Consider the following 21,640-nt stretch of genomic DNA (forward strand, 5'->3'; position numbering starts at 1 on the left):
TCCCATCGCGGAGAGGGCTTCCACACGAATTTTCCGGAGTTAAGTTTCCATGGCCAAGATCGCCCCGCAATTGCCAATCGAAGTCGACAGCGAGACCGGTGTCTGGACCTCCGACGCCCTGCCGATGCTGTACGTGCCGCGCCATTTCTTCGTCAACAACCACATGGGCATCGAAGAAGTACTGGGCGCCGAGGCGTATGCAGAAATCCTTTACAAGGCCGGCTACAAGTCCGCTTGGCACTGGTGCGAGAAAGAAGCCGAATGCCACGGCATCGAAGGCGTCGCGGTGTTCGAGCACTACATGAATCGTCTGTCCCAGCGCGGTTGGGGGCTGTTCAAGATTCAGGACATCGATCTGGAAAAAGGCACCGCCAGCGTCAAGCTCGAGCACTCGGCCTTCGTTTACGTCTACGGCAAAGTGGGGCGCAAGGTCGATTACATGTTCACCGGCTGGTTTGCCGGCGCCATGGACCAGGTCCTGGAAGCCAGCGGCAGCAAAATCCGCACCGTGGCCGAGCAGGTTTACGGCGGATCCGAAGAAGGCCACGACGACGGCCTGTTTGTCGTCAAGCCGTTGTAAGTCGAGGTTTCCGTCATGGCTTTCGAAGCGATGTTTCAACCGATTCAGATCGGTAAATTGACCATACGCAACCGCGTATTGAGTACCGCGCACGCCGAGGTCTACGCCACCGACGGCGGCATGACCACCGACCGTTACGTAAAGTACTACGAGGAGAAAGCCAAAGGCGGCATCGGTCTGGCCATTTGCGGAGGCTCGTCCAGCGTGGCCATCGACAGCCCGCAGGGCTGGTGGAAATCGGTCAACCTGGCGACCGACAAGATCATTCCGCACTTCCAGAACCTCGCTGACGCCATGCACAAGCACGGCGCCAAGATCATGATCCAGATTACCCACATGGGGCGTCGCTCCCGTTGGGACGGCGATCATTGGCCGACGCTGATGTCGCCTTCGGGCATCCGCGAGCCCGTACACCGCGCGACCTGCAAAACCATCGAGCCGGAAGAGATCTGGCGCGTGATCGGCAACTACGCCAGCGCGGCGGCGCGTGCCAAGGCCGGTGGTCTGGACGGCGTCGAGCTGTCGGCAGTGCATCAACACATGATCGATCAGTTCTGGAGCCCACGGGTCAACAAGCGTACTGACGAGTGGGGCGGCAGCTTCGAAAACCGCATGCGTTTCGGCCTGGAAGTGATCAAGGCCGTGCGCAAGGAAGTCGGCCCTGACTTCTGCGTCGGCCTGCGGATATGCGGCGACGAATTTCACCCGGACGGCCTCAGCCACGAGGACATGAAGGAAATCGCCAAGTACTACGACCAGACCGGCATGATCGACTTCCTCGGTGTCGTCGGATCAGGATGCGATACCCACAACACCCTGGCCAACGTCATCCCGAACATGAGTTATCCACCGGAGCCATTTCTGCATCTGGCGGCCGGCATCAAGGAAGTGGTCAAGGCGCCTGTGCTCCACGCGCAGAACATCAAGGACCCGAATCAGGCGACGCGCATCCTCGAAGGCGGTTACGTCGACATGGTCGGCATGACCCGCGCGCACATCGCCGACCCGCACCTGATCACCAAGATCAAAATGGGTCAGGTCGACCAGATCCGTCAGTGCGTCGGTGCCAACTATTGCATCGACCGTCAGTACCAGGGCCTGGACGTGCTGTGCATCCAGAACGCCGCAACGTCCCGCGAATACATGGGCGTGCCACACATCATCGAAAAAACCACCGGCGTGAAGCGCAAAGTGGTGATCGTCGGGGCAGGGCCTGCCGGGATGGAAGCGGCGCGCGTCTCGGCCGAGCGTGGCCACGACGTGACCTTGTTCGAGAAGAAAGACGCCATCGGCGGACAGATCACAACGGCCTCGAAAGCACCGCAGCGCGATCAGATTGCCGGCATCACGCGCTGGTTTCAGCTTGAACTGGCGCGCCTGAAAGTCGATCTGCGTCTGGGCACGGCGGCGGACATCGCGACCATCATGGACCTGCGTCCGGACGTGGTGGTGCTGGCGGTGGGCGGTCATCCGTTCATTGAGCAGAACGAGCATTGGGGCGCCGCTGAAGGCTTGGTGGTCAGCAGCTGGGACATCCTCGACGGCAAAGTCGCGCCGGGCAAGAACGTGCTGGTCTACGACACCATTTGCGAGTTCACCGGCATGTCCACGGCCGACTTCTTGGCGGACAAAGGCTGTCAGGTCGAGATCGTCACCGATGACATCAAGCCCGGCGTGGCCATCGGTGGTACGTCGTTCCCGACTTACTACCGCAGCATGTACCCGAAGGAAGTGATCATGACCGGCGACATGATGCTGGAGAAGGTCTACCGCGAAGGGGACAAGCTGGTCGCGGTGCTGGAGAACGAATACACCGGCGCCAAAGAGGAGCGGGTGGTCGATCAAGTGGTGGTCGAGAACGGCGTTCGTCCTGACGAGGGGCTCTATTACGGGATGAAGGAAGGTTCGCGCAACAAGGGCCAGATCGACATCGACGCCCTGTTTGCGATTCAGCCGCAGCCGTCGTTGAGTCAGCCGGGTGACGGGTATCTGCTGTTCCGCATTGGCGACTGCGTGGCTCAACGCAATACCCATGCGGCGATCTATGACGCACTCAGGCTGTGCAAGGATTTCTAGCGGCCGGCACACAACCCTGTAGGAGTGAGCTTGCTCGCGAAAGCGGCGGGTCTGTCGACATCCATGTTGAATGTCAGTCCGGCTTCGCGAGCAAGCTCACTCCTACAGGAATCGAGTAAGGCATCCCGACCTGCAAGACCCTGAGTCTTTGGGAGCTCCACATGCTAAACACCCTTCTTCCCATCCTGCTCTTCGCTGCCCTGGGCCTTGCGGTCCTTGGCGCGTTGCGGCGGGTGAGCCTGTGGCGCAACGGGCGTGCCGCCAAGGTCGATCTGCTCGGCGGGTTGCTGGCCATGCCCAAGCGCTACATGGTCGATCTGCACCACGTCGTCGCCCGGGACAAATACATCGCCAATACCCACGTGGCTACGGCGGGCGGGGCTGTTGCGTCGATCGTGCTTGCGATTCTGGTTCACGGGTTTGGCTGGCATAACCGGGTCCTCGGCTACGCGCTGTTGCTGATGTCGGCCGTGATGTTCGTGGGCGCAATCTTCATGTACCTGCGTCGTCGCAACCCGCCGAGTCGGTTGTCGAAAGGCCCGTGGATGCGCCTGCCGAAAAGCCTGCTGGCGTTCTCGGGCTCGTTCTTTATCGTCACGTTGCCGGTTGCGGGCGTTCTGCCTGCGAACTTCGGTGGCTGGTTGCTGGCGATCATTCTTGGGATTGGCGTGCTGTGGGGCGTCTGCGAATTGTTCCTCGGCATGACTTGGGGCGGCCCCATGAAACACGCCTTCGCTGGCGCGCTGCACCTGGCCTGGCACCGCCGTCCCGAGCGTTTTGGCGGTGGCCGCTCGACGGGGCTGAAACCCCTTGATCTGATGGACAAAACCGCGCCGCTGGGCGTGGAGAAACCCAAGGACTTCACCTGGAATCAGCTGCTCGGTTTCGATGCGTGCGTGCAGTGCGGCAAGTGCGAAGCGGCGTGCCCGGCCTTCGCTGCCGGCCAGCCGCTGAACCCGAAAAAACTGATTCAGGACATGGTCGTCGGCCTGGCGGGCGGCACCGATGCAAACTTCGCCGGCAGCCCTTATCCGTCCCTCGACGGCCAGGGCAAGCCTATCGGCGAACATGGCGGCAACCCCCATCAACCCATCGTCAACGGGCTGGTCGACGCCGACACCCTGTGGTCGTGCACGACCTGCCGGGCCTGCGTGGAAGAATGCCCAATGATGATCGAGCACGTTGACGCCATCGTCGACATGCGCCGGCATCTGACCCTCGAAAAAGGCGCCACCCCCAACAAAGGCGCCGAGGTCCTGGAGAACCTCATCGCAACGGACAACCCAGGTGGCTTCGCGCCGGGCGGACGCATGAACTGGGCGGCTGACCTGAACCTTGACGCCATGAGCCACAAGAAAACCGTGGACGTGCTGTTCTGGGTCGGCGATGGCGCGTTCGACATGCGCAATCAGCGCACCTTGCGCGCCTTCGTCAAAGTGCTGAAAGCGGCCAAGGTCGACTTCGCCGTGCTGGGGCTGGAGGAACGCGACAGCGGCGATGTGGCTCGTCGTCTGGGCGATGAAGCAACGTTTCAGACGCTCGCCAGACGCAACATTCAGACGCTGGCGCAGTACGACTTCAAGCGCATCGTCACCTGCGACCCCCACAGCTTTCATGTGCTGAAAAACGAATACGGTGCGTTCGGGGGTCACTACGTCGTACAGCACCACAGCACGTATCTGGCCGAGCTGATAGTCAACGGCGCGTTGAATCTGGGTCAGCACAAAGGCGCCAGCGTCACCTATCACGATCCGTGCTACCTCGGCCGTTACAACGGCGAGTACCAAGCGCCGCGCGATGTGCTGCGTGCGCTGGGCATTGAGGTCAAGGAAATGGTCCGGTCCGGATTCCGCTCACGCTGCTGCGGCGGCGGCGGTGGCGCGCCGATCACCGACATTCCGGGCAAGCAACGGATCCCCGACATGCGCATGGATGACATCCGCGAGACGGGCGCCGAGCTGGTGGCTGTGGGTTGTCCACAGTGCACCGCGATGCTCGAAGGCGTGGTCGAGCCACGGCCGATGATCAAGGACATCGCCGAGCTGGTAGCTGAAGCACTGCTTGAAGAAACCGCGCCTGCAAAACTGGCAGCGGCCCGACGTGAACCTGCGGAGGCGCATTGATGAGCGACATTATCCGCCGTGACCCACGTGCCGAATGGATCGCACGTAACCGGTTGCATCCGCTGCACGCGGCCATGCAACCGGCGCAAGCCAGCTGGATGGGGCCCAACGGTGTGCTGCGTAAAAACGTGCATGGCATCGGTTTTATCGGTCCCAACGGCGTCAAACGCATTGATCGAAGCGGTGCGCAGCAAGGCGGCGCGATTAAACGCTCGGCAATGGTCGAAGCGCAGTTACCGCTGCACCAGATTGCCGAGCCCTCTTTCTACATCGCTGTCGTTCCCGACATGGTCGGCGGCCGTCTGAGCAGCCATGACCGCGACTTGCTGGGCTTGGCCCATGGTCTGGCTGGCAACGAGGGCGCCGTCCTGGCGGTGATTTTTGGCGAGCACAAAGAGACGGCGTTCGACACTGCAGGCGTCGATCGTCTGTTGATACTCGAAGGCGGCGCGTTCACTGGTTATTCCCCCGAGCAGCGTGTTCAAGGTTTGAGAGCTGTGGATAACCAGTTCGACCCCCATCACTGGTTGCTGCCCGACAGCCGAAACGGCGGGGGAGAATTGGGACGCCGTTTTGCGGCCAGTCTGGGTGAACGACCGTCGACAAGAGTGTGGCAAGTCGCCGGCGAACGGTGCATCGGTCGTGCAGGTGCTGGCGCGGAGGATCTGTCGCGTCCCGTGTCACGGCTGATTCTCGCTCAAGCGGAATGCGCCGAGCCCGTGAGTGAGACACGGCACGAAGCACTGCCCGTGGAGTTATCCACAGCTGTTGCACGCAGCTTGCCGCGCATCGAGGACCTCGGTGCCGTGGCGGTCGATCCTGCACTTATCCCCATGTCCGAAGCTGAATTCATATTTTCGGGTGGCAACGGGGTCAAGGATTGGTCATTGTTTCACCGTACCGCCGTCGCGCTGGGTGCCACTGAAGGCGCATCCCGAGTGGCCGTTGACGATGGCTTCATGACCCGGGATCGTCAGGTCGGTGCGTCCGGTACCTGGGTCACCGCACGGGTATACGTGGCGGTCGGGATCTCCGGTGCGATCCAGCATCTACAGGGCATTGGCGCCTGCGACAAGGTGGTGGCCATCAATCTCGACCCCACCTGCGACATGATCAAGCGCGCGGATCTGTCAGTGATCGGCGAGAGCTCTGCCATTCTCGAAGCGCTGATTGAGGCGGTCGACGCCTACCGGAACGGGGAGAAGCGCGATGCAGCCTGAGATGGGTGTCTCTGTGGATAAAGGTGCGCTGCACGTGATCAGCCTTGTCTCGGTCGGCGCACACCCGACGTCAGGACGGCCGCGTCGGGCTGAGCAGGATGCCCGTGCCGTAGAGCTGGGTTTGCAACTGGCTGGGGATAACTTGCACGTACTGCATGCGGGTGACGCCGAACAACCTGCATTACGTGGCTACCTGGGCATGGGTGTGGACGAGCTTCACGTGCTGGCTAAGCCGCCAGGCGCGGACGCGGTGCCTGGGCTCACGGATTACATTCGCGAGTCGGGCGTGCAGTTGGTGCTGACCGGCAGTCAGGCGGAGACGGGAGAAGGTTCCGGGATGCTCCCGTATTTGCTGGCTGAAACGCTAGGCTGGCCGCTCGTGGTGGGCTTGGCGGAGGTCGAGTCCATGAGCAACGGCAGCGCTCAGGTGCTGCAGGCGCTCCCCCGAGGTCAGCGCCGCCGCTTGAAAGTCCGGTTGCCATTTCTGGCGACTGTGGATAACTCGGCACCCAAACCCCGGCAAAGCGCTTACGGCCCGGCGCAGCGCGGTTTGCTGGATGTGGAAGAGATTGAAGTAGTCATCGACGAAGTGTTCACTGGGGCTGAGTTAACGCCCGCCAAGCCACGGCCAAAGCGCCTGAAGGTCATAAAAGCCAAGAGCGGCGCTGATCGCATGAAGGCCGCAACGGCGAAAGCGAGCGGAGGCGGTGGGCAGGTGCTCAAAGGGGTGACTGCTCAGGAGGGGGCTGCGGCGATTTTGAAATTGTTGGTGGAAGAGGGGGTGGTTCGTTGAACACCGAAAGGCGTCACAATGGCGCCTTTCGGTGTTCACGACTGAGGCGTATCGGGCTGCATTTTTCGACTTCTGGAATCTGCATCTACAATCACAACGTCGAAAACCTGCTCAATAACCTGACGTGGTCCCTGTTTCAAACTCCATGCAAAGAAAACGAGGCACCCAACAAGTAAAGTGAACAAGCCCGAGCCAACGAGGCTCTGCGCAGCCCCCTTCCAGAACCCTGGCCGCGCCATGCGGATGTCGTTGGCGGCTCTTGAGGAGTAAAACGCTGCCAGCTCTTCCGTTTCGGTACTCAGTGAGGACTCCAGGAAGTTTGTCGCCAGCCGGGTCGCTTGGGTTCGATAGGCTTCAATTTGCGAGCTGCTGTTGCTGATGTCGTGGAACGCAACGAGATCGCAATCTAGCGGATCAGTACCGTTTCTCTCTTTGAACGCGTGGATATACTCGATTTTTTGCCGTTTATACACCGAGTACGCCAGTTGGCCGAGTATGTCGTCCTCATCGTTCACTAACTCGCTGAAGATGTAGTTGTAGCGCTCTTCGATCATGTGAAATCACTCCTGCCGGAGCCTGCGGGAGGCCGATCGGAATGCTTCCCTGATTTCTTCCGTAGTCTTAGGTTTAAAGCTGATAATGCCCAATAATTCTTTGGGCAGAGCGAACGAGGCTCCTTGCTTACGTTTGGATAGCCTGTTGTTCGCCTCGATGACGACTTTGCGTGAGAACGGTGTCCAGTGATGCATGAGTGTGCTCCTTGCCGCCGGTGATTTGCGCTGAGTGTAGCGAGCCGTCCGGGGCTTTGATGTCAGACGCTTCCTAAACGTACCGGCCCAAACGTCCATGTGCATATACCCACAATCGCTGTTGATCCGACTGTGGATAAACTGTTCGGCCATTGCTACAGACCTTGTTTTCTATGGCTTTCAAGCAGGTGGTCAATTTTTGATCGCTCTATCCCGCGGATTCTTATAGGTTTTTTCCACACGCCAGGCCTCGCGGTCCTTGTTCTTACCCACATTCTCTGTGTGCGGGCGTGTGGATAAGATGTTCGTGATCCCCTGTAGGCCATGTAATCCGTGGTCTCTGGAGCGGCGGTCAGATTTTAACCAATAACAGCTCTAACGCGTCTGTTTGCGTCTCTGACCGTTATTATCACGCCCATTGCACGTTTTTCCACAGCGATGGGGAGACTTACGCACATAGGCTGTTGGTGGTTCTGTGGATAACATGTTCGCGGTCAGGGTTAGGCCCCTGAATCCGGCGCGTTGAGCGGTATGCTCAAAAAATGATCAACGATTCGCGCTGAATAATGACGAAGCGGCATTGAATCGCGCTAATGCCTCCAAATCCTCAAACCTGATGGCGTTGTAAATCTCCTCAATCGGCACGGAGGTGATGAGCCTCGCCGTTTGGTTCAACAGCCTCGTATCTACGCCAGCGCCTGCGCAACCACCCCGTCGTTTTGCAATTCGCTCCAGGGGCCGTCTGCAATGACCTCGCCGTTTTTCAACACAATCACACGATCGAAACGGGACAGCGCAGTCATGTCGTGGGTAGCGCACACCAGCCCCCTTTTATGGAAGTGCTCGAACAGAGTGCTCCACACACCCAGGGCAGTTTCCTGATCCAGAGCCGATGTTGGCTCGTCGAACAAGTTGAAATCTCCAGGGCGATTGATTAGCCGGAGCAGTGAAAGTCGCTTTGCTTCGCCTCCGGAAATGTTTACTGCGCCTTCAGCTATTGATCGGTAGGCGGCCAGGTGTGCCACGCCAAGATCGTCAAGGATTCGGGGGAGGTGGTCTGACATGGGTTGATCAAAGAGCACAGAGTGTTTGAATGTGCCTTCAAGAAACACTGGGTCTTGAGGACAGTAGCGAACCCGATCCAGATACGTCTGAATGTCGCACCCTCGTAATGTCCTGCCATTTATGGAAAGGGCGTGCCGGAGTGTTTTCAGCGTGCCGGCCATCGTGTCTAAAAGCGTGCTTTTGCCGGCACCACTGGGCCCGATGATCGCAACGGATTGGTCAGGCGTGAAATGCAGCTTACAGTTCGTTACCTGAGCAACTGCGACCAATTCCAGTCTTGATAAAGGTTCAGGTAAAGGTTCTTGCGGTAACTCTACAAGATCCTCCAGTGACAAGATTTGCAGAAGCCTCTGTCTACCGAAAATTGATCCAGTGCCCGATAGGCCTCTGCCAAAGCGCTGCAATTACTGAGAAACATGCCCGCCAGCGAAAATACGGCGACCAGCTCCCCAACAGACAAGCGTGGAGATAGGGAAGCCTGGTCACTGACGCCCCAAGCAAGCAGCCCGGCCGTGGACAGCCCGATGTACAAAACTTTGATCGAACTGAGAACAGCGCCGGTACTTGCCACTCGTGTTGCCGCGTGTGCGTACTCTGTGTAGCTCTGGCGAAGCGGTTTCATGGCGAGGCCGCAAGCCTGCTCGAGTTTCAGGATTTTGCCTGCCTGCAGGGTTTCGAATAGCTTGGACGACACCCTGTCATCTTCATCATTGACGGCAACCAGATAAGGGCGCCGCCAGCAGATCAGCTGGTGGTAGAGCAAGATGTAGCCGACAGAAACACCCAGCAGGGTGGTGAACATCAGTGCGCCGCCCAAGTAGGCAAAGATGATCGCGATCAAAGCCAGTTCAATCAGCAGCGGGAACCCTGATGTTATGAAAAAAATCAGAAACTTCTCGTGGGCAGTTATTCCTCGTTCCACGGATTTGATGAGGCCGCCAATCCGAAGGGAGGAAAATTGCTCAAACTCCTTGCCCAATATTTTTTCGGACCATTCGGTAGAGAGATCTGCCAGAGATGTCTGCACGAGCCTCACAAGTTGATAGGTCTGAAGCGGGTGCAACACGGACTGCAGCAGCACAGCGCCGCAAAGAATAATCAGTAAATCGCTAAGTGTGAGTGAAGCGACATCTTCTGCGACAGAGAGGTTATCAATAATCTTTCCCAGCAACAGGGCTGGCGCTAGAGTGGACAGCTTCAATAGAACGGTAAGTGCGGTGGCGCTTATGAACAGTCTTTTCCTGGCCCTCAGTGTCTCGGTGATAAAATCGATCATCCGCATAAGTACCTCTGGGAGCACACTGTCGATGAGCGCTTAAAAAGCCTCATCATTTGCTACGAGTGCTGTACTGATAACAGGCGCTGATCGTCATTCACATCGATTGCTGAGGTGAAACTTCTGTTCTTCATGTAGGCCGCTTCAGTGATGTCGTAGGTCGGTCTGAATAACTCTATGATTTAACTCAGGCTTTTTTGTAGGAGGCAGTGGCTGATAAGTCGAAAAAGCTGCGAACGACCTCCTGTGCCTTTATTCAAAACTTCCGCACAGACACCCAAAACGCAGCGCGGGCAAGCGCGCTCCTACAGCTCGAATGTCTGTAGAAGTGCGGTTGCCCGCGAAGGTGTCAGCTCAAACCCGCCAGGTAAGAACCTACTCGTGATTTACCGCCACCCCCTTCAGATAAGAAGCAGGCTCGGCGCCCATGTTTTCCAGTAATTTGGCGCTGTACCAGTCGATGAAGTTCACCACGCCGAACTCGTACGTTTTCGAATACGGCCCCGGCTGGTAAGCGACGGAGTTAATCCCGCGCTGGTTTTCTTCGGCCAGGCGGCGGTCCTGGTCGTTGGTGGCGTCCCAGACTTCACGCAGGCGAGCGACATCGTAGTCCACGCCCTCGACAGCATCCTTGTGGACGAGCCACTTGGTGGTGACCAGGGTTTCCTGTGCGCTGACCGGCCACACGGTGAACACAATCACGTGGTCGCCCATGCAGTGGTTCCACGAGTGGGGAAGGTGCAGGATGCGCATCGAGCCCAGGTCAGGGTTCTGGATGCGCCCCATTAGCTTTTTGCTGCCTTGCTTGCCATCCATCGTCATCGAAACAGTGCCTTTGAGCAGCGGCATGCGCACGATGCGGTTGCGCAGGCCAAAGCTGGCGTGGGCGAACGGGATTTTTTCGGCCTCCCAGGCGGCGGCGGAGGCTGCAACGTGGTCCTTGAAGGCCTGGTCGGCGCGTGGGTCGGTGACGTCGTCCCACTCCAGCAAGGTATTCAGCAGCTCGGGATGCGAACCGTTGCAGTGGTAGCACTCGCGGTTGTTCTCCAGCACCAGCTTCCAGTTGGCTTTTTCGACCAGGGTGGTTTGCACCGCCACCTTGGTGTTCTCCATGTCATACGGTTCCATGTAGTGATTCAGCGTCTGCAGAAACGCGTCGATGGCGGGAGGGTTGCTGGCCATGCTGATGAAAATGTAACCACCCGCCACTTTGCAGTGCGCAGGCTTGAGGCCGAACGCCTTCATGTCGAAGTCCGCACCCATCTCGGTGCCCGCGTACAGCAGGCGACCGTCGAGTTCGTACGTCCACTGGTGGTAAGGACAAACCAGCTTGGCGACCTTGCCTTTTTCCTTGGTGCACAGGCGAGAACCGCGGTGGCGGCAGACGTTGTGGAACGCATTGATCGAGCCGTCCGGTCCGCGCACGACCAGGATCGGGTTCTTGCCGATCTGCAGGGTGAGGAAGTTACCTTTGGCCGGCACTTCACAGCTCATGCCCGCGATCAGCCACTCTTTCTGAAAGATTTCCTGCATGTCGATTTCAAACAGCCGCTCATCGCTGTAGAAAGGCTGCGGCAGCGAGTAAGTGCGCTCGCGGGTGTGCAGCATCTCGGCAGTCGCCTTGCGCGCAGGTTCCAGCGGATCGCCCAAGCTCAGAGTTGCGGTGACGTCCATCTTTCAAGTCCTCAGGCCGCGCTTTGCGCAGTCTACGAATGTGGCTGATACGGTGGGTGTGTAGCGAAGCGCGCGAGGCGGCAGTGATTTCTGACGCCCAGGCCGATGGATAAAGAATCTGTAATGAATTGATGGCGAGTGTGGAGCCGGGCGCGACCTGAACCTTATCCATGGGCGACATGGCCGAATCCGTTTCCGACGGCCCGACCCCTATAGACCGGGGCTGGTCGCCATAAGTATGTGAATGTCGCTGATAGGTAAATAGGCGGCTCGCGCGTTACGCAGAATCGCCACCATGAGAGGCCGACCGTCGGCCGTGGAGAGTGTGTATGTCCCAGAGTTTCCTCAGCCCGGTCAACACCCAGACGTGGGCCAACGGCCGCCACCTGGTACGGGTCGTCAAAGTGATCCAGGAAACCTGGGACGTGCGCACGTTCTGCTTCATGGCCGACCAGCCGATTCTGTTCTTCTTCAAGCCAGGCCAGTTCGTCACCCTGGAGCTGGAAATCGACGGCGTGCCAATCATGCGCTCGTACACCATCTCCAGTTCGCCTTCGGTGCCCTACAGCTTCTCTATCACCATCAAACGTGTGCCCGGCGGCAAGGTTTCAAACTGGCTGCACGACACGCTGCACGAAGGCCAGGAGCTGGCGGTGCACGGGCCGGTGGGGCTGTTCAACGCCATCGACTTTCCGAATCCGAAAATCCTCTACCTCAGCGGCGGCGTCGGCATCACGCCGGTCATGTCCATGGCACGCTGGTATTACGACACCAACGCCAACGTCGACATGGTCTTCGTGCACAGTTCGCGCTCGCCAAAAGACATCATCTACCACCGCGAGTTGGAGCAGATGGCGTCGCGAATCAATAATTTCGCCCTGCACATCGTCTGTGAAAAGCACGGGTTGGGTGAGCCGTGGGCAGGTTATCGCGGTTATCTGAACCAGAAGATGCTCGAACTGATGGCCCCGGATTTCATGGAGCGGGAGGTGTTCTGCTGCGGGCCGACGCCGTACATGAGTGCGGTCAAGCGGTTGCTTGAAGCCAACGGCTTCAACATGGCGCAGTACCACGAAGAATCCTTTGGCGCGACGCCACCGGAAGCCCGCGCCGACGCCGTGGAGCATGCCGAACAGGCCGCCGATGCGCCGGATCTCGATGTCGCTGAGTTGAATCAGGTGGAGTTCACCGACACCGGCAAGAGTATCCGCGTCGCGCCAGGCGAAACCGTCCATGCGGCGGCTGCCAAGCTTGGCCTGATGATTCCCAAGGCGTGCGGCATGGGCATCTGCGGTACGTGCAAGGTGATGAAGCTAAGCGGGGAGGTCGAGATGGAACACAACGGCGGCATCACCGATGACGACGTGGACGAAGGCTACATCCTGGCGTGCTGCAGCGTGCCGAAGGGGGATGTCCGGATTGAGTATTGAGGCCTGACGCCGTCCTCAAACGTTCTCCGCGGCTTAAAGAGCCGACTCGGTCTGGAGTCGGCGCTTTAACGTCGGTTAAACCTTGAAGCGCGCAACCATCCCGTTCAAATCCACGGCCAGGCGCGACAGCTCGTTGCTCGCTGCGCTGGTCTGGTTGGCACCTGTCGCAGATTGAGTCGACAGGTCGCGGATGTTGACCAGGTTGCGGTCCACTTCCCGAGCGACCTGGGCCTGCTCTTCCGCCGCGCTGGCGATCACCAGGTTGCGTTCATTGATTTCCACAACGGCGCTGTTGATGGTGTCCAGCGCAAGGCCTGCCCCCTTGGCGATGTTCAGGGTGGACTCGGCGCGTTCAGTGCTGCTGCGCATGGAGTTCACAGCCTGCTCGGTACCGCCCTGGATGCTGCCGATCATGCGCTCGATTTCGCTGGTTGACTGCTGAGTGCGGTGGGCGAGGGCGCGGACTTCATCGGCCACTACCGCAAACCCGCGACCCGCTTCACCCGCACGGGCCGCTTCAATGGCGGCATTGAGGGCCAACAGGTTGGTCTGGTCCGCCAGACCGCGGATCACATCCAGCACTTTGCCGATGTCACGGGATTCGTCCGCCAAGTTACCGATCAACGTGGAGGTGCTCTGCACATCAGTGCTCATGCGTTCGATGGCGGTGACGGTTTCCTGCACCAGATCACGGCCATCGCTGGCGGACTTCGTAGCGTTCTTCGACGCTTCCGAGGTGCTCACAGCGTTGCGTGCGACTTCTTCCACGGCGCTGGTCATTTGGTTGACCGCAGTGGCGGCCTGTTCGATTTCGTCGTTTTGCTTGGAGAGGCCGAGCGCGCTTTCGTCGGTGACAGCGTTCAGCTCTTCGGCGGCCGAAGCGAGCTGGGTCGCCGAACCGGAAATACGCTGCAGGGTGTCGCGCAGCTTGGACTGCATCTTCAGCATCGCGGCCAGCAAACGGCCTGCTTCGTCGGTTCCGTTCACGTTGATGGTACGCGTCAGATCGCCTTCGGCAATGTCTTCAGCGGCGTTCAGTGCCGAAGCGATAGGTCGGGTGATGCTGTTGGTCAGCAACCAGGCGAACAACACGGTCAGCACAGTGGCAATGATCAGCAGCGTGACGACCATCGTGAACGCGGTCGAATACTGTTGAGTGGCCGTCGCACTGGCTTCATTGACCTGTTGGGTATTCATCTCAATCAGCTTGGCGAGCACCACGTTCATCTGGTCTGAGTTGGTCTGCAGATCGGCGCTGAGCAAACGGGTCAGCTCGATCATGTCGTTGGCCTGACTCAGCGTCTTCATACGGCTTTCGAGCTGGCGGTAGTCGTTGAGCAACTTGACGTACTGGTCGTAGGCCGACTGCTCTTCGGGCGCGGAAATCATCTTGGCGTAGATTGTCCGGGCGTCGTCGATCTGCTTGTTGCGCATGGCAAACAATTCAGTGGTTTTCTGCAGCGTGTCGGGGTCGCGGTTCAGCATTAGGCGATAGGACAGAACACGCAGGCGAATGCTGCCTTCGGTCAATTTATCCAGCGCCTTGATGCTCGGCATGCTTTTGGTGGCCATGGCGACGTTGGCGTTGTTGATTTTGTTCATTTGCGACAGAGCGAACACGCCCAGAATCAGCATCAGGAGGCCGATGACGGCAAATCCGAGAAAAGCGCGGGGCGCTATATTCAAATTACGTAGGGACATTACGGTTCCAGAGAGGCCGCGATCCATGCGAGGCGAAAGAGAGAAGGGACAGAGATGCACGGTTTATCGGTCGTCTTCACGGGGACTTGATGCCGTTGCTCTGCGCTGCGCGGTTATGTCGCAGTCGATGACCTGACGAGCAGCAGGAACAAGATCGCAAAAATGGAGTCAATCAGGGCCGCTATGCGTTTGCGGAATAGAGTTGTGGAGATGCTTGTTGGTCGGTGTAGTGGCATGAATGCCTTGATTTCACTGGTAGCTAAAGTGACTTTTCTTTATCGTACGCGCCCTTTGAAATTTGCCTGAGATATCAAAATGTTGGAAGCATCCCTAAGCCAGTTGGAAAAGCTCGTCAGTGACCTGGTACAGCACAATCAGGAGCTGCAGAACACGAACGCACAACTCGCCGAAGAGTTGAAACAAGCCAGGGATGACAACGACAGTCTGCAGTTGAGCCTGATGGAGCAGGAAGAGAAACAGGGTGCAACGGCTGCGCGTATTCAGGCGTTGGTCGATCGCGCCACCAGCGTCAGCGCGGTTGACGCATGATCACCGATCAGGACGGCGCCAAGGTTATTTCCATCCTTGGCAACGACTACACGATCAAGGCACCTGCCGGCCAAGAGCAGACTTTGATGGACGCTGTGTCGATGCTGAAATCGGCACTGTTCGAAACCAAGCGCAGTTACCCGACGCTGATCGGCGACCGCTTGCTGGTGCTGGCGGCGTTGAACCTGTGTTCAAAGCAGATCGAACTCAAGCAACAACATGCCGAAGCGCTGAGCCGTTATGAAGACAAGGTCAGCGCGACGGTCGAGGTGATCGAGAAGGTGATTGCTCAGGGGTGAGGCGCCGGTGCAGCCCATCCGCTGACTGCTGATGGGCTGCAACCTGCCGGTGACGGGCCAGCTGTTTTCAGCCTCCCATCACCAGCCGGATATCCGCTGCCAGCTCCCTTACGCGGGTTTTTTCGGTGTCCCACGAGCACATGAAGCGCGCGCCACCGACGCCGATGAAGGTGTAGAAGCGCCAGCCTCGTGCGGTCAGCGCAGCAATGGCCGCTTCCGATAATTGCAGGAAAACGCCGTTGGCCTGTACGGGGAACATCAATTCCACCCCGGGAATATCCTTGACCAGATCCGCCAGCAACTGCGCGCAGCTATTCGCGTGGCGTGCGTGCTTGAGCCAGGCGTCGTTTTCCAGCAAACCTACCCACGGTGCCGACAGAAAACGCATCTTCGAGGCGAGTTGCCCGGCCTGTTTGCAGCGGTAGTCGAAGTCTTCGGCGAGCTTGTGATTGAAGAACAGGATCGCCTCGCCCACTGCCATGCCGTTTTTGGTGCCGCCGAAGCACAGCACATCAACGCCGGCTTTCCAGGTCAGCTCCGCAGGCGAGCAACCCAGAAACGCGCAGGCATTGGCGAAGCGGGCACCGTCCATGTGCAGGTTCAGGCCCAGCTCCTTGCAGGTCTCGCTGATGGCTTCGAGCTCTTGCGGCTGATACACGCTGCCCACTTCCGTGGCTTGGGTCAGCGTGACCACTCGGGGTTTCGGATAATGGATGTCGGCGCGTTTGAGCGCGACTTCACGAATGGACGCGGGTGTCAGCTTGCCGTTCTCGCTGCGTGCGGTCAGCAGTTTGGAGCCGTTGGAGAAGAACTCCGGCGCGCCGCATTCGTCGGTTTCGACGTGGGCGGTTTCCGAGCAAATGACGCTGTGGTAACTCTGGCAGAGGGATGACAGCGCCAGGGAGTTGGCCGCTGTGCCGTTGAAGGCGAAGAACACCTCGCAGTCTGTTTCGAACAACTGACGGAATTGATCGGCCGCGCGCGCTGTCCACTGGTCGTCGCCATAGGCACGCTGGTGCCCGTGGTTGGCTTGATCCATGGCCGCCCACGCCTCCGGGCAGATTCCCGAATAGTTGTCGCTGGCAAACTGCTGGCTTTGGTCTGACATGGCCGGTTCCCTGTAATCGAAGCCTGCGACTGTAACCAAAGTTGATCGGTTTGGTCATGCATTCTTGCGTCGGAAAATTCAGCCAGGCAGCGAAGCAATATGACCGAAACAAAATCAATGACCTTACCCGCGCGTGATCGCGCGCTGGACCTGCTCAAGTGGCTGGCGATGCTGAGCATGGTGATGGACCACCTGCGCTATGTCGGCTGGCACGCCAATTGGCTGTACGTACCGGGGCGCCTGGCATTCCCTTGGTTCTGCCTGGCGATCGCGGTCAACGTCGTGCGCACTGGCCGGCGCGAAGTGGATTCGTCGATCAAGTGGAAATATCTGGCCTGGCTGGCCGTGTTTTCTGTGATCGCGGAGCTGCCCTATCGGATTTACATGGCGGGTGAGGTCACGACGCTCAATGTATTGCCGACGCTGGCGCTGGGTTTGCTGGTTGCGCAGGGCGGGATGAGTCGGTCATGGCCGGCGCGGCTGCTGGGGATCGCTGCCCTGGTTATAGGTGTGCTGTTTGGACCGCAGTTGATGTTCGGCATGTATGGGGTGTTGCTGCCGCTCGCGTTTGTGCTCGTGCTGCGGACCTCGTTACTGCTGGCGATTGTGCCGGGGATTGTCTGCTTGTTGAGCAACGAGTGGCCGAAAATCATCGATGGCATGCTGTGGGGCGACCCGATTTCCATCGGCGCCCTGACGGCCTGTCTGCTGGCACCGCTGTTGGGGTTAGCGATTGTTCGCGGGCGCCCGGCATTCGGGGTGTGGCCGATGCGGCGGTGGGCGTACCTGATTTATCCGGTGCATTTTTTGTTGCTCTTCGGGCTGCGGCAGATCATCGAATGACGGTGGTTTGGAGGACATTTACGCAGCGTGTGCGCCCTGGGCTTTATGTTCTGACCTCCGACGCCTTCCCGGCTAAAGCCGGTCCTACTGTCGAACTCGGTGTATTAGTCGGACCGGCTTCCGCCGGGAAGAGGCCGGTGAGAACGCCATCAGTTTGCGGCGTGACGCCTGATGCCTTCCCGGCTGAAGCCGGTCCTACTGTCGAACTCAGTGTATTAGTCGGACCGGCTTCAGCCGGGAAGAGGCCTGTGTGAGCACCATCAGTTTCTCGGTGTCGCTCTAGACAAACCGCCGTCACCGCCCGTATCTTCCGCCTCAGGCCACCGCAGTGGCCAGCGTCGCTCGGACGGTTCCGGGCGCTTACGTCTTCAGAGGTTTCCATGGCAGACCAAGGTTCGCCGCGCCGCTTTGCGCGCATCGATCGACTCCCCCCTTACGTGTTCAACATCACCGCCGAGCTGAAAATGGCTGCGCGTCGTCGTGGTGAGGACATCATCGACCTGAGCATGGGCAACCCCGACGGGGCAACGCCGCCGCACATCGTCGAGAAACTGGTCACCGTCGCCCAACGTGAAGACACTCACGGCTACTCGACTTCGCGTGGCATCCCGCGTCTGCGTCGGGCGATTTCCAGCTGGTATAAAAAACGCTACGACGTCGACATCGATCCAGAAGATGAAGCCATCGTCACCATCGGCTCCAAGGAAGGCCTGGCGCACTTGATGCTCGCCACGCTGGATCAGGGCGACACCGTCCTGGTGCCGAACCCCAGTTACCCGATTCACATCTACGGCGCCGTGATCGCCGGCGCCCAGGTGCGCTCCGTGCCGCTGGTGCCGGGCGTGGACTTCTTCGCCGAGCTGGAGAAAGCCATTCGCGGCTCGATCCCCAAACCGAAGATGATGATTCTGGGTTTCCCATCCAATCCGACCGCTCAATGCGTCGAGCTGGATTTTTTCGAGCGCGTCGTTGCCCTTGCCAAACAGTACGACGTGCTGGTGGTTCACGACCTGGCCTACGCCGACATCGTTTATGACGGCTGGAAAGCCCCGTCGATCATGCAGGTCCCAGGCGCCAAGGACATTGCGGTGGAGTTTTTCACCCTGTCCAAGAGCTACAACATGGCCGGCTGGCGCATCGGCTTCATGGTCGGCAATCCCGAGCTGGTCAATGCACTGGCGCGGATCAAGAGCTACCACGATTACGGCACGTTCACGCCGCTGCAAGTCGCCGCCATCGCTGCGCTGGAAGGCGATCAACAGTGCGTGCTCAACATCGCCGAGCAGTACCGCCAGCGTCGTAACGTGCTGGTCAAAGGTCTGCACGAACTGGGCTGGATGGTCGAAAACCCGAAAGCGTCGATGTACGTCTGGGCCAAGATTCCCGAGGCTTATGCGCACCTGGGGTCACTTGAGTTCGCGAAGAAACTGCTGGCCGTAGCCAAAGTCTGCGTGTCGCCTGGCGTCGGTTTTGGTGAATATGGCGACGACCATGTGCGCTTTGCGCTTATCGAGAATCAGGACCGCATCCGTCAGGCTGTACGCGGTATTCGCGGGATGTTCAGGGCGGATGGACTGCTGCCTGCGAAGTTGCTCTGATTCAATTATCAAACTCTCCCTTGCAGTAGCAGGGGAGAGCTTAGGTTTTGCAAGCGTTTACAATTCATCGGTGACTCGTCGATCCTGTGAGGGTGGCGAAGTGGCGGTCACGATTTGGCCGGATCCTCCACGGTCTCAACGAGAAGCCTGACGACTGCCGTGTCTGTGCGTTCATCAAAAATAACTGTTTTATTGTAGACTTTATATTTGGTCGTAAAGTCGATGTGAATGTAGTCCTCGGCCTGAACCTGAAAGTAAAAGCCGTCAGTGATGCGATCAACCTCTGGTTTTTCGGTCGTCTTTTTTTGGCCTCCGGGTGTAGTGGCGTTATAGGCTACAGCGACTTCCCCTGTTGACGGGATGTAGGTGAAAACTCTGTATAAAACTACTTGTTCTCCGCCTCCGCCACCTTCAGGGTCTATCCATGAGTACCAGTCGCCAGGATAAACATAAAACAAGCCCTCATTGATCGAGAGGGGGCCCGCTGTTAGCTCTATATACTGTTTTTTATCGTTATTTGTGTCAGTCATGTCGTCAGTCCTTTTGAGCTTGGATGAATATCAAATTCACATGCGTTAATAAGTCTGGCGCTTTGTTCAGACTTAACTTAGTGGATCAAGCAGTAATTTTCAGCTTTGAAGCGGGTCATCCCAAATCGATGCACTTCCAACGTAGGCCGATGCGCCAAGCACGTCTACTGTCAGAAATGACAGGTGATGCCGCCGCTGGTAGCGCCGCTGGGCGCAACGAGAGTGAATTTGCGGTGCCCCAGAAGTGTTGCCGAGCGTTGCCAAAAAGGTCTGATTGCGACATTTGGTGCACATGTTCCGGGATGCGGATGGATTACGCCTAAAAACGGCATGTCGTCACTCATTTGCCGAGCTCATGACGGGACCTCGGCACATCCGGCAGCGGCATATGTTTGAGGATCGGTGATGAGGGTGATTCGGGATGTGTGGTGATGCCATAGATGACCGACAGTTTATTGGAACTGTTCTCTGCATAGTAATCACCGGGCGCGGCACATCGGATTGCTTCAGCTTCCGTAACAGTTTTTGAGTAGCTGCGCCCTTCAACAGTACGGATGTTGACCGAGACTTGGCGGTCTTCGGACACTCTGAAAGTTCTGTCCATCACAATGTCTTCTTCAGAGGGACTTACGTAAAAAGTCGAGCCTTTTGGAAGATACAGCGCAAGGTCGGATTCGACGGACTGCGGTGCCGCGATGGGCGGTAGTTCCCATAAGTAGATATCGGCGACCACTTCTGCGTCCGGATAGGAAATGATCTTGAGAATGACCGAATAGTACCCGCCGTCCTGATGAACGATGTCTTGCGGGGTCGCATAAAGCCTGGCATCGCCCACTGCGACTGTGGCCGAAAGAACTTCGTGCGAATCCTCGACGTAGACGGCAATCAGCGCCTCAGCTGAGTTCAGTTCGCGAATAATCCTCAGCTTGACCGAGCCTTCTATATCCACCGTATGAAACACGCCTTGAGTCAGAAAGAGCAACGGCTCAGTAGCAGGCCCCTGCCGACTGACGTGTTTCCCCCTCAGGCTTTTCCACAACTGGGGAGTTAGCGTATGCGACCTTGCGATTGTGCCCATGATCATTCCCTTGATTGAGTAGCTGGCATTCCGTTTACCCAAAAGTAAGCCCGTCATCGCTATTTGAATACTGTCAGTTTTGACAGTCCCCGTGCCCATTGGGCTGAGGTGTTTTAGAGCGCTGATGATTCGCAGGATGTTCCGGGCGGATGGGTTGTTGTCTGTAAAACCGGCCTGATTAGCTGAAAAACTCTCCCCCGACAGTAAGCGAGAGAGTTCGCAAGATGCAAAATTCTACGATGAGCTCGTCTGCGAGGACCGTCACTTAATGCTAATAATTTCATTGCTTTAGTTAAGGAGTGGTAATTGTAATCGCAGTGGGCTTGTTCGCAGAAGGTTGCCCAATTTTAACTATGTTTCTTATTGCCTAGTGAGCCAGGAGGGCGGCTCGGCTCACGCAGCCTTTTACGGATGAGCAATAACTTGAGGAGATGAAGTCAAGTACACGAAGTACTGTGTTGTGATGGAGCTATCACCTTCTATATGCGCCAACCCTTTTCGTATTACCGTGTACACGTCGGGGCTCACAAAGGAAACTGTCAGGAGATCACCTTGGCTGAGCGCCGCAAAGGTCCAGTCTTGCAAAGGTGCTTCGCCTTTATACACATCATTTACATAAATTTTCGCAGGGATATTAGCCATGGTGGTTATCCTTCTTACAGTGTGGTGATGCCCAGATACAGGTATGCGTCAGGGGATAGTTTTCGAAAGCATTTTGGCGCAGAGTGCTGTTGTTGATTGGGGCACGGCTAATATGAGCCCGCCGTGCTTTATCAAGTTTGCTTCATAGCTATCGTGAAGCTTTGCCGCGATTCAACGACTTACGCCTGAGCTGCAATTTGACTTTAGGCCTGCGGGTAAGGCGCGTCTACTGTCAGAAATGACAGGTATTGTGGCCGTTCGTCGGATGTCGAGTGGGCTTGAAGTTGAAAATTTGAACACCCGGTC

Annotated in this window: 20 protein-coding genes and 1 pseudogene; 10 read left to right on the plus strand and 11 right to left on the minus strand. The window is 57.9% G+C overall.

Annotated features, from left to right (window positions below; genetic code table 11):
- Positions 1-49: 49 nt before the first annotated feature.
- The 5 genes from BBI10_RS19445 (at position 50) to BBI10_RS19465 (ending at position 6,792) form a co-directional block, all read left to right on the plus strand.
- Positions 50-580 carry a 4-vinyl reductase gene (locus tag BBI10_RS19445; RefSeq protein WP_065991251.1) on the plus strand — a complete coding sequence of 177 codons (531 nt, stop codon included), beginning with the start codon at positions 50-52 and terminating at the stop codon, positions 578-580.
- Positions 581-595: 15 nt separating this feature from the next.
- Positions 596-2,656, plus strand: a complete 2,061-nt coding sequence (gene dgcA, locus BBI10_RS19450) for a dimethylglycine demethylation protein DgcA (RefSeq protein WP_065991252.1) — start codon at positions 596-598, stop codon at positions 2,654-2,656.
- 161 nt (positions 2,657-2,817) lie between these two features.
- Complete coding sequence (dgcB, locus tag BBI10_RS19455) at positions 2,818-4,779, plus strand: dimethylglycine demethylation protein DgcB (RefSeq protein WP_065991253.1); 1,962 nt, start codon at positions 2,818-2,820, stop codon at positions 4,777-4,779.
- A complete protein-coding gene (locus tag BBI10_RS19460; protein WP_065991254.1) occupies positions 4,779-5,999 on the plus strand; it encodes an electron transfer flavoprotein subunit alpha/FixB family protein in 1,221 nt (406 codons plus the stop codon). The genes dgcB and BBI10_RS19460 overlap by 1 nt, the downstream gene beginning before the upstream one ends.
- Positions 5,989-6,792 (plus strand): electron transfer flavoprotein subunit beta, encoded by an 804-nt coding sequence (locus tag BBI10_RS19465; RefSeq protein ID WP_065991255.1) that lies wholly within the window; start codon positions 5,989-5,991, stop codon positions 6,790-6,792. Before BBI10_RS19460 ends, BBI10_RS19465 begins: the two co-directional genes overlap by 11 nt.
- Positions 6,793-6,827: 35 nt before the next feature.
- Here BBI10_RS19465 and BBI10_RS19470 read toward each other — a convergent pair whose 3' ends face one another.
- The 5 genes from BBI10_RS19470 to gbcA form a co-directional block, all read right to left on the minus strand.
- Entirely contained in the window at positions 6,828-7,346 is a 519-nt protein-coding gene (locus BBI10_RS19470; RefSeq protein WP_065991256.1) for a hypothetical protein, read from the minus strand.
- Between the two features lie 6 nt (positions 7,347-7,352).
- Positions 7,353-7,541 carry a hypothetical protein gene (locus tag BBI10_RS19475; protein WP_065991257.1) on the minus strand — a complete coding sequence of 63 codons (189 nt, stop codon included), beginning with the start codon at positions 7,539-7,541 and terminating at the stop codon, positions 7,353-7,355.
- A 686-nt stretch (positions 7,542-8,227) separates the two neighbouring features.
- Positions 8,228-8,941, minus strand: a complete 714-nt coding sequence (locus BBI10_RS26770) for an ATP-binding cassette domain-containing protein (protein ID WP_167355818.1) — start codon at positions 8,939-8,941, stop codon at positions 8,228-8,230.
- The gene (locus BBI10_RS26775) at positions 8,920-9,882 is read right to left on the minus strand and encodes an ABC transporter transmembrane domain-containing protein (protein WP_167355819.1); all 963 of its coding nucleotides are present in this window, start codon (positions 9,880-9,882) and stop codon (positions 8,920-8,922) included. Before BBI10_RS26775 ends, BBI10_RS26770 begins: the two co-directional genes overlap by 22 nt.
- Positions 9,883-10,257: 375 nt before the next feature.
- The gene (gbcA, locus tag BBI10_RS19485) at positions 10,258-11,556 is read right to left on the minus strand and encodes a glycine-betaine demethylase subunit GbcA (protein ID WP_065991258.1); all 1,299 of its coding nucleotides are present in this window, start codon (positions 11,554-11,556) and stop codon (positions 10,258-10,260) included.
- Between the two features lie 329 nt (positions 11,557-11,885).
- Between gbcA and gbcB the strand changes: the two genes are divergently transcribed.
- Positions 11,886-12,986: a glycine-betaine demethylase subunit GbcB gene (gbcB, locus tag BBI10_RS19490; protein ID WP_065991259.1), complete on the plus strand. Its 1,101-nt coding sequence runs from the start codon at positions 11,886-11,888 to the stop codon at positions 12,984-12,986.
- Between the two features lie 75 nt (positions 12,987-13,061).
- Here the strand turns inward: gbcB and BBI10_RS28690 are convergent, their stop codons facing one another.
- Together BBI10_RS28690 and BBI10_RS28695 are read right to left on the minus strand one after the other, a co-directional pair.
- Positions 13,062-13,934, minus strand: coding sequence for a methyl-accepting chemotaxis protein (locus tag BBI10_RS28690; RefSeq protein WP_432213761.1), 873 nt, complete (start codon positions 13,932-13,934; stop codon positions 13,062-13,064).
- Positions 13,917-14,714 (minus strand): annotated as a pseudogene (locus BBI10_RS28695) (MCP four helix bundle domain-containing protein); the annotation flags it as partial. The gene BBI10_RS28690 and the pseudogene BBI10_RS28695, both read right to left, overlap by 18 nt.
- A gap of 288 nt (positions 14,715-15,002) precedes the next feature.
- Here BBI10_RS28695 and BBI10_RS19500 point away from each other — a divergent pair.
- Complete coding sequence (locus tag BBI10_RS19500) at positions 15,003-15,236, plus strand: hypothetical protein (RefSeq protein WP_065991261.1); 234 nt, start codon at positions 15,003-15,005, stop codon at positions 15,234-15,236.
- On the plus strand, positions 15,233-15,535 hold the full coding sequence (locus BBI10_RS19505; RefSeq protein WP_065991262.1) for a cell division protein ZapA: 303 nt from the start codon (positions 15,233-15,235) through the stop codon (positions 15,533-15,535). Before BBI10_RS19500 ends, BBI10_RS19505 begins: the two co-directional genes overlap by 4 nt.
- Positions 15,536-15,602: 67 nt before the next feature.
- Here BBI10_RS19505 and BBI10_RS19510 read toward each other — a convergent pair whose 3' ends face one another.
- On the minus strand, positions 15,603-16,643 hold the full coding sequence (locus tag BBI10_RS19510; protein ID WP_065991263.1) for a low specificity L-threonine aldolase: 1,041 nt from the start codon (positions 16,641-16,643) through the stop codon (positions 15,603-15,605).
- A 117-nt stretch (positions 16,644-16,760) separates the two neighbouring features.
- On the opposite strand from BBI10_RS19510, the gene BBI10_RS19515 reads away from it, so the two are divergent.
- Together BBI10_RS19515 and alaC are read left to right on the plus strand one after the other, a co-directional pair.
- Complete coding sequence (locus tag BBI10_RS19515; RefSeq protein ID WP_244160398.1) at positions 16,761-17,486, plus strand: TraX family protein; 726 nt, start codon at positions 16,761-16,763, stop codon at positions 17,484-17,486.
- 380 nt (positions 17,487-17,866) lie between these two features.
- Positions 17,867-19,084 (plus strand): alanine transaminase, encoded by a 1,218-nt coding sequence (gene alaC, locus BBI10_RS19520; protein WP_065991265.1) that lies wholly within the window; start codon positions 17,867-17,869, stop codon positions 19,082-19,084.
- A 107-nt stretch (positions 19,085-19,191) separates the two neighbouring features.
- Here the strand turns inward: alaC and BBI10_RS19525 are convergent, their stop codons facing one another.
- The 3 genes from BBI10_RS19525 to BBI10_RS19535 form a co-directional block, all read right to left on the minus strand.
- Entirely contained in the window at positions 19,192-19,614 is a 423-nt protein-coding gene (locus BBI10_RS19525; protein ID WP_065991266.1) for a hypothetical protein, read from the minus strand.
- A gap of 340 nt (positions 19,615-19,954) precedes the next feature.
- On the minus strand, positions 19,955-20,692 hold the full coding sequence (locus BBI10_RS19530) for a hypothetical protein (RefSeq protein WP_141695222.1): 738 nt from the start codon (positions 20,690-20,692) through the stop codon (positions 19,955-19,957).
- A gap of 405 nt (positions 20,693-21,097) precedes the next feature.
- A complete protein-coding gene (locus BBI10_RS19535; protein ID WP_065991268.1) occupies positions 21,098-21,334 on the minus strand; it encodes a hypothetical protein in 237 nt (78 codons plus the stop codon).
- Between the last annotated feature and the right edge of the window lie 306 nt (positions 21,335-21,640).

Source organism: Pseudomonas graminis (assembly GCF_001705435.1).
GTDB lineage: Bacteria > Pseudomonadota > Gammaproteobacteria > Pseudomonadales > Pseudomonadaceae > Aquipseudomonas > Aquipseudomonas graminis_B.